An 8586-nucleotide genomic window follows, 5' to 3' on the forward strand; every position below is an offset into this window, starting at 1 on the left:
AGAACGATGCCGGTCACAAGCCCAACGCCACACACCAGCCTCCATGCCGCTGTGCTCAATCAACGTTGCCCTTGCCCGGAGCCCCTCTCGAATCCGCGCCGGGATTTCTCCCGAGCGGATCGCCAAGCTATTGAGCAATTTGGGCGGATAAAAGGTTGAGATTCGGGCGGATTTGGATGACCGTCACAATTCGATCCATAGTTGCATAAGAGCAACAGGCAGGTATCTCAAACCGCCAGGCCCGCCATCATCCCTTCGTAGACGGCTTCTTCCGCCGTTCGCGGGCTCAGGGCATCGCCGACGAGATGATGCGCGATCCCCATCGACTGCAGCACGCCAGTCAGGCCGTCCTCCTGCAGGTTCGGGGTGTTGAGGACGATGGTATCGACATCCTCCATCACCACGGCCTCGCGGGACGGCGTGTGGATGAAATAGGCGGTGCGGCCATCGCCGCCGTAAAGACGAAGCCAAGGATGAACCTCGACACCCAGCCGGTGCAGGCGGGCGATCTGCTCGAAGCGCGTATAGGTCTGGATCGTGGCGGAGGCGCAATGGTGGTTGACCGCGAGGCGCACATGGGCCCCCTCGCCCGCCAGCCGCTCGGCAATCCCCGAACCGGTCCAGTCGCCCATCCAGTCATAGACCACCACGCGCGATCCCGTGGTGACGCGGCCAGCAAGTATGTCCGCCGCATGAACGACCTGGGCAGCCTCACCTTCAAACGGCGGCATGTGCGGTTTCGAGCCGGTTGCGACGATCACGGCATCGGGCCTCTCACGCTCGAGAAGCTCCTTGGTTACCTCGCTGCGGCGGTGGATGACGGCCCCATGGCGTTCAGCTTCTGCGGTCAGGTTGGTGATGATGCCGCCGAACTCGGCGCGCTTCGGGAGGAGCTGGGCCAGCCTCGCCTGGCCCCCGGTCTGTGCCTCACGCTCATGGAGGTGAACCTCGTGGCCGCGCTCGGCCGCAACTGCCGCCGCCTTGAGACCCGCCGGTCCGCCGCCGATTACCATTATCTTTCGTGGTGTTACGGCCTTTCCTTTGTTTTCGAACTGAAGTTCGCGACCGGTCTCCGGATGCTGGATGCAGGAGATCGAGAGGCCAAGCTGGAAGTGGCCGATGCAGGCCTGGTTGCAGCCGATGCAGGCGCGGATGTCGTCGCTCTTGCCGGCCTTCGCCTTGTTGGGCATCTCGGGATCGCAGATCATGGCGCGGGTCATGCCGCACATGTCGGCTGCTCCTGATGCCAGCACCTGTTCGGCAATCTGCGGCTGGTTGATGCGGCCCGCCACGAAAACCGCCTTGCCCGTCGCCTGCTTCACCTTCTGTGCGAAGGGGGCGACGTAGCCATGCTCGTTTGCCATGGAAGGCACGATGTGCGTGGCACCCGAGGCGGTGGCGGAGGTGCCTGCAATGACATTGAGATAATCGAGTTCCGGCGCAAGCGCGCGCGCGATGGCGACCGAATCGTCCTCGACCAGCCCGTCCTCGTCATGCTCGTCGCCCGACATGCGCATGCCGACGATGAATCCCGAAGGCACATTGGCGCGGATGGTCGAGATGGCCTCGCGGGAGAAGCGCATGCGGTTGTCGAAGGACCCGCCATATTGATCGGCGCGGTGGTTCACCTTCGGATTCATGAACTGCGAGGGGAGATAGCCATGGCTCGCCACGATCTCCACGCCGTCCGCCCCGGCCTCCGCCATGCGGCGCGCGGCCTGGCCGAAGCCATCGAGGATCTCGCCGATCAGGGACTGCGACATCTCGCGCGGAATGACCTTGAAGCGCTCGGACGGCGAATGCGACGGCGCGAAGGCAGGCTGGATCACGCCATCAGGCCGGCCGAGGAGTTCACGGCCCGGATGAAAGAGCTGGACGAAGACCTTCGAGCCTTCCGCGTGAATGGCGTCGATCAACCGCTTGAAGGGAGCGATGCAATCGTCCGATGTCCCCATCAACAGGGCCTCGGTGTAGCGCGAGGTCTCATGGACGCCGACCACCTGAATGACGATCAACCCGGCGCCGCCCCTGGCTCTCGCGCGCTGGTAGGCGATCAGCGAGTCTGACGGGAGCCCGCCCTCAGGCAGGTAGGTGTCGTGGCCCGTGGAGAAGATCCGGTTGCGGATCTCTGTGGACTTGAGGGTGAAGGGCGAGAAGAGATTTGGATAGCGCATGAGGCCGTTCTAGCGCCGCGAGCCTTGCTGCGTCGAGAGTCAGATAGAGCGTTCCTCGTATGCAACGAACCATTCGACCATCTCCGTCCACATGGCCTCGACGAGGGCCGGATCGACTTTGTGGGCGCGGGCCAGAACGCGGACATGGTCGATGACCTGCTGGATGCGGGCATCGTCACGGGCGGGGAGTCCGTCGCGCTTCTTCACCACCACGGCCTTCTCCACCCAGCGCTGGCGCTCGGCCAGTTGCTTGATGAGCGATTCGTCGATGCGGTCGATCTCCTTGCGGATATCGCTCATGGTGATTGTCTGGCTGATCTTGGGCATGCCTGCCTCTTGCCGCGAAAGTCCTGTGCCGTCAATCTGGCGAAACGTCCAGCTTTGGCGGACGAGGAATGTACGGCGTGGCGCGGCGCTCGGGCTTCACCACCCACGGCCTGTTGCCCTGTGCGGCTCGCGCCGTTTCGATGGATAAGCCTTCGGGACCGATGCGAAGCGCATGCGCGCCGGATTTCCACAGGTCGAAACGGTCAATGCGGGCGGCAACAGTTCTGCATCCGCCGCGCAATGGAAAATCGGTGATGAGAATGTCCGTTCCCGAGCAGTCGACGGGTTTTCCTTCGGCGCGAGTGACATAGGTGATGCGCCTTCCCTTCACCATCGCCGTGCAGCGGTTTTCCTTGCAGGTCCAGGCAGGGCGTTTTGCAGCTTCGGCCGGTTTTGCCTCCTCGCCATTCACCTGCAGCCATTTCTCTACCGTGAACCGGGCACGATTTGGAAAGGTCGGAACGAGCCGGCCCTCAGGATCGCGAAGGGCGACATTCGCACCGGCGCGCTCGATGAGAATGTCCGGCGCTGGCGGCGGCAGAAGCAGCAGAAGTCCACCCACGCCTGCCACGGCAAGCCCCACCAGCCTGACAGGCCCGGCAAGAAGGCAGAGGACGATGGTTCCCACGCCGATGAACATCACGCTCGCCGCCGATGGCTGGCTCATCACGGAATCCGCACCGGGAAGGCCCGCAACGTGGTTCGAGATTGCGATGACAAGCTCCAGCCCCTTCGCCACCACCATGAGCGGCCATGCCTCCAGTCCGAAGGGCATGAGAACGGCGGACAACAATGCGAAGGGCATCACGACAAGTCCGATGACCGGGATCGCCAGCCCGTTGGCGACGAGGCTGTAGGGTGACACCCGGCCGAAGTGATAGGCGGCGGGGATGGTGGAGCCGACACCCGCCACCAGGGATGTGAGCAAGCTTGCAGCCGTCGCTGCCAAGAGCCAGAACATGATGCGGAGCGCCCAGTGCCGGTCTCTCGTATCGCCCTCCCCGCCGGCACGAAACCGGGCCCAGGTCTCGTAGAAGGCGGCAAGCCCCAGCACGGCGAGGAACGACATCTGGAAACTCGCCTCGACTGCCGCTTCCGGCTCCAGCACCAGGACAAGAAGTGCGGCGATCGCGAGGTTGCGGACAGAGATCGCCGGCCTGTCCACCATCACGGCGAAGAAGACCACGGCGATCATGACGAAGGATCGTTGCGTGGCCACGCCCGAGTCCGCCAGCATCATGTAGAAGAGCCCCATCGCCAGCGCGGCGGCGGCGGCCCATTTCTTGATCGGGTAGCGGAGGGCAAGAACGGGAACGAGGGCCAGTCCAGCCCTCACCGTCCAGAACACGCCACCGGCCACCAGCCACATGTGAAGGCCCGAGATGGAAAGGATGTGAAAGAGCCCTGAGACGAGAAGGCTCTGGTTCAGTTCCTTCGGGATGGTACTGCGCTCGCCGGTGATGAGGGCTTCGGCGAAGGACGCATAGGGTTCTTCCAGTGCGGCATGAATGCGCGCCCCCATTGTGGCGCGAATGCCGGAGAGGGTCGCATCGAGCCTCGCGCGGAGCGGAACGCTCGCATCCAGCGTCGTGATGGGCGTCGTGATCCGCCCGGTTCCGCCGACGCTGTCGAACCACAGTTTCCGGCCATAGTCGAAGCCGCCCGGCTGGACCGGCGTGGGAAGCGGCGACAGCCTCGCCTTGAAGGACACGCGGCTGCCAATGAGCGGCTGTCCCAGCTTGGCAAAGCCGGAAAGCCGCAGCCGCTCCGGAATGCGGTCCGGCTGCAGCCCTTCGATATTGTCGGGCGCGAGGATGATGACCATCCTCTTCCGCGCCGCGCGTTCTACCGAAACCACGCGGCCCGTGACCGCCACTTCGCCAGTGGTCGCGCCGAGAAGCGGTGCGGCGACGATGTCGTTGCGGGCCTTCGCCAGTACGAACCCGGCGGCGACCAAGGCCACGAGAATGGCCAGCGATGAGTTCCGGCCAAACCACAAGAGCATGGCTGCGGCTGTCGCAATCGCCGCAGCGACGTAAAGGGAAGGCTCGCCCGGCAGGCCGAAGTAGATCCAGATGCCTAGGGCCAGAGCGGCGGGACACCAGAGGAACAGCCGGCCCTGCTGACGTGCGAACGCCGCCTCCAGCCAATGCCGGACACGAAGGCCCGATGGCGCATGATCGTCCGCAATCCCGTTGTCCAGGACCCCCGCCGTGGAGGGCTGCCCCATGTGCGCCACCTGCTTTCCCTAGCGACACTATAGGCATCTCCTTACGTAAGTGTCATCGGAAGTTGAGGCCGGTTGCAGAACGGCGACGTTCCCCGCAAGGGTGGACCCCGGTCGCAGCCGTGTGCTAAGCGGCGCTCAACTCACACTTCATGCTGTTCCTCCGGAGACCGATGCCCATGTCGTCGCCTGTCGTCACCCGCTTCGCCCCCTCGCCCACGGGCTATCTCCATATCGGCGGCGGCCGGACGGCGCTGTTCAACTGGGCCTATGCGAGGAAGACCGGCGGCAAGATGCTGCTCCGCATCGAGGACACCGACCGCGAACGCTCGACCGCCGCTGCCATCGACGCGATCATCGAGGGCCTCACCTGGCTGGGTCTCGACTGGGCCGGAGAGCCCGTGTCGCAATATGGCCGCGCGGTTCGCCATCGCGAGGTGGCCGAACTGTTGCTGGCGCAGGGCAAGGCCTATCGCTGCTACTGTTCCCCGCAAGACCTCGAAGAGATGCGCGCGCGCGCCGAAGCCGAGAAGCGGCCCATCCGCTATGACGGAACGTGGCGCGACCGCGACCCTTCGGAAGCCCCCGCCGGCGTGAAACCGGCGATCCGGTTCAAGGCGCCGCAAGTGGGCGAAACCGTCATCGACGATGCCGTTCAGGGCCGCGTGGTGATCCCCAACAAGGACCTCGACGACCTCATCATCCTGCGGTCCGACGGCAATCCCACCTATAACCTTTCCGTCGTCGTGGACGACCACGACATGGGCGTCACTCATATCATCCGCGGCGTCGACCACCTGACCAATGCCGCGCGTCAGACGCAGATCTACATGGCCATGGGCTGGCGCGTGCCGCACATGTCCCACATTCCCCTCATCCATGGTCCGGACGGCGCCAAGCTTTCGAAGCGCCACGGGGCGCTGGGCGTCGAAGCATACCGTGCCATGGGCTACCTGCCCGAAGCCATGCGGAACTATCTGGCGCGGCTTGGCTGGAGCCACGGGGACGACGAGATTTTCTCGACGGATCAGATGGTTGAGTGGTTCAACCTCGAGTCGATCGGCAAGAGCGCCGCGCGCTTCGACTTTGCCAAGCTCGAAAACCTCAACGGCCACTACATCCGCCACACGCCGGATGACATGCTTCTCACCCAGTTCATCGACTTCCTGCCCCATGCCGAGGGCGGCAAGGCGCTGCTTGCCCACATCGACGAGGCCATGATGGCCAAGCTTATGCGTGCCATGCCGGGATTGAAGGAGCGCGCCAAGACGCTGGTGGAACTGATGAAGAGCACCGCCTACCTCTTCGCCCAGCGGCCACTGGCCATGGACGAGAAGGCCCAGCAGATCATCAAGGATGGGGGCGCGGAAGCACTGAAGGGGGTTCTCCCCGTGCTGACCCAGGTCGAGAACTGGATCGCGCATGATCTTGAAACTGCTGTAAAATCCCACGCCGAAGCACAGGGACTGAAGCTCGGAAAGCTGGCCCAGCCGCTCCGCGCGGCACTGACCGGCACATCGACCTCTCCCGGCATCTTCGACGTGCTCGAGGTTCTGGGCCGCGAGGAGTCGCTTGCACGTCTTGGTGATCAGGCCGCCTGAAGGACCGTCTCACGCAAGAATGACTTGCGAAGTCAGTCAGGGAGCCGATGATCCAGGCCGCTCCGTCGGTTCTTGATGCATGGAGGCGCCGACGAAAGCATCAGGTCAGCCACGTTGACCTTCTTTGGGTGCAGTGCAATAGTCCGTTCCAAATGACCAGATGAGATGGGAGAGCAGCATGGCTGACGATGCAAACAAGGCGGTCCTGACATTCGGCGGCAAGACCGTGGACATGCCGGTGAAATCGGGAAGCATCGGCCCTGACGTGGTCGATATCACCAAGCTCTACGCGCAGACCGGTGCATTCACCTTCGATCCCGGTTTCACATCGACCGCATCCTGCGAGTCGAAGATCACCTACATCGACGGTGACGAAGGCGTTCTGCTCTATCGCGGCTACCCGATCGAGCAACTGGCGGAGAGCGGCGACTTCCTCGAGACCTGTTACCTGCTCTACTACGGGGAACTGCCGACGCCATCGCAGCGCAAGGAATTCGACAAGAACATCATCTACCACACGATGGTGCACGAGCAGATGACCCGGTTCTACCAGGGCTTCCGCCGCGATGCGCATCCGATGGCGGTAATGGTCGCCGTGGTCGGCGCCATGTCGGCCTTCTATCACGACTCGACTGACATCAACGATCCGCGCCAGCGCGAGATCGCATCCCACCGGATGATCGCCAAGCTGCCAACGATTGCGGCGATGGCGTTCAAGTATCACATCGGCCAGCCCTTCGTTTATCCGCAGAACTCGCTGTCCTATTCGGCGAACTTCCTGCGCATGTGCTTTGCCGTGCCCTGCGAGGAGTATGTTGTGAACCCGGTACTGGCGCGCGCCATGGACCGCATCTTCATCCTCCACGCGGACCATGAGCAGAACGCCTCCACCTCGACGGTGCGTCTCGCCGGTTCGTCGGGCGCCAATCCTTTTGCCTGCATCGCGGCGGGTATAGCCTGCTTGTGGGGCCCCGCACATGGCGGTGCCAACGAGGCGGCCCTGCAGATGTTGACGGAAATCGGCGACCCATCGAAGGTTCCGGAGTTCATCGCCAAGGTGAAGGACAAGACCTCGCACATCCGCCTGATGGGCTTTGGCCATCGCGTCTACAAGAACTATGACCCGCGCGCCAAGATCATGCAGAAGACGGCGCATGAGGTGCTGGCCGAACTCGGAATCAAGGATGATCCGTTGCTCGAAGTGGCCCGCGAACTCGAGAAGGCGGCTCTCTCCGACCCCTACTTCATCGACCGCAAGCTCTACCCGAACGTGGACTTCTATTCGGGTATCATCCTGCGGGCACTGGGCTTCCCGACCTCGATGTTCACCGTGCTCTTCGCGCTGGCCCGCACGGTCGGCTGGATCTCGCAGTGGAAGGAAATGATCGAGGACCCGGGCCAGAAGATCGGCCGTCCCCGCCAGCTTTACACCGGCGCGCCCCGCCGCGACTATGTTCCGGTGACGATGCGGGGCAAGTAGGCGGCAAAGCCCTTTCGGCTTGCATGGCAGCAGCAGCCAGATAGTCTCCGCTGAACATGATCAGAGGAGACGGGCCCATGCTGACTCTGGAAGGCACATTGTTTCGGCTGGCGACCGTAATCTCCTCGACATGCCTTGCCATGGGGATGATGGCCGCAGCGGCCGAGCCCGTGCCGCGCGACCGGATCGTTTCGGCGATCCCGAAACTCGAGGAACTCATCAACCAGGTTATCGCCAAGGGCGATGTGCCCGGACTGTCGATTGCCATCGTGCACGATGACGAGGTTGTCTATGTCAAGGGCTTCGGTCTGCGAGACATCGGCAAGCCCGATGCGGTGGATGCCGACACGGTGTTCCAGCTTGCGTCGCTGTCAAAACCGATCTCCTCGACCGTCGTCGCGGCACTTGTGAGCGATGGCGTGGCCAGTTGGGATTCGCGCATCGCCGATCTGCTGCCCTCGTTCCAACTGCTTGATCCCTACCCCACATCGCAAGTGACGGTGCGCGACCTGTTTTCGCATCGCAGCGGGCTTCCCGGTGATGCAGGCAACGACCTGGAAGCGATTGGCTTCGATCGCAACCACGTGCTACGCCGCCTCGGCGCCGTGCCGCCGTCCTCCAGTTTCCGGGCAGGTTATACCAATCCGCGTTGAAGGTGACTCTGGGGCTTCACAAATCAGCTGTGAATTGATTCAAGGTGGGAAACAGGGAGCGATACCATGCCCGCCTTGCCACTCCGTACCGACTTTGACGCCAAGTCCTGCCGCCTGGCGGCCA

Annotated in this window: 5 protein-coding genes and 1 pseudogene; 3 read left to right on the top strand and 3 right to left on the bottom strand. The window is 63.3% G+C overall.

The window, feature by feature from the left end; translation table 11 throughout:
* Positions 1-227: 227 nt before the first annotated feature.
* The 3 genes from ACEW8Q_RS19175 to ACEW8Q_RS19185 are packed head-to-tail and all read right to left on the bottom strand — an operon-like array spanning position 228 to position 4731.
* Positions 228-2174 carry an FAD-dependent oxidoreductase gene (locus tag ACEW8Q_RS19175; RefSeq protein WP_373505669.1) on the bottom strand — a complete coding sequence of 649 codons (1947 nt, stop codon included), beginning with the start codon at positions 2172-2174 and terminating at the stop codon, positions 228-230.
* 39 nt (positions 2175-2213) lie between these two features.
* On the bottom strand, positions 2214-2501 hold the full coding sequence (locus tag ACEW8Q_RS19180; protein ID WP_373505670.1) for a chorismate mutase: 288 nt from the start codon (positions 2499-2501) through the stop codon (positions 2214-2216).
* 31 nt (positions 2502-2532) lie between these two features.
* Entirely contained in the window at positions 2533-4731 is a 2199-nt protein-coding gene (locus ACEW8Q_RS19185; RefSeq protein ID WP_373505671.1) for a ComEC/Rec2 family competence protein, read from the bottom strand.
* Positions 4732-4907: 176 nt separating this feature from the next.
* On the opposite strand from ACEW8Q_RS19185, the gene gltX reads away from it, so the two are divergent.
* The 3 genes and pseudogenes from gltX to ACEW8Q_RS19200 form a co-directional block, all read left to right on the top strand.
* Positions 4908-6329: a glutamate--tRNA ligase gene (gltX, locus tag ACEW8Q_RS19190; RefSeq protein ID WP_373505672.1), complete on the top strand. Its 1422-nt coding sequence runs from the start codon at positions 4908-4910 to the stop codon at positions 6327-6329.
* Positions 6330-6507: 178 nt separating this feature from the next.
* On the top strand, positions 6508-7809 hold the full coding sequence (gene gltA / locus ACEW8Q_RS19195) for a citrate synthase (protein WP_373505673.1): 1302 nt from the start codon (positions 6508-6510) through the stop codon (positions 7807-7809).
* Positions 7810-7949: 140 nt separating this feature from the next.
* Positions 7950-8450, top strand: a pseudogene (locus ACEW8Q_RS19200) (serine hydrolase domain-containing protein); the annotation flags it as partial.
* Between the last annotated feature and the right edge of the window lie 136 nt (positions 8451-8586).

This window comes from Aestuariivirga sp., assembly GCF_041738905.1.
In the GTDB taxonomy this organism is placed as follows: Bacteria; Pseudomonadota; Alphaproteobacteria; order Rhizobiales; family Aestuariivirgaceae; genus Aestuariivirga.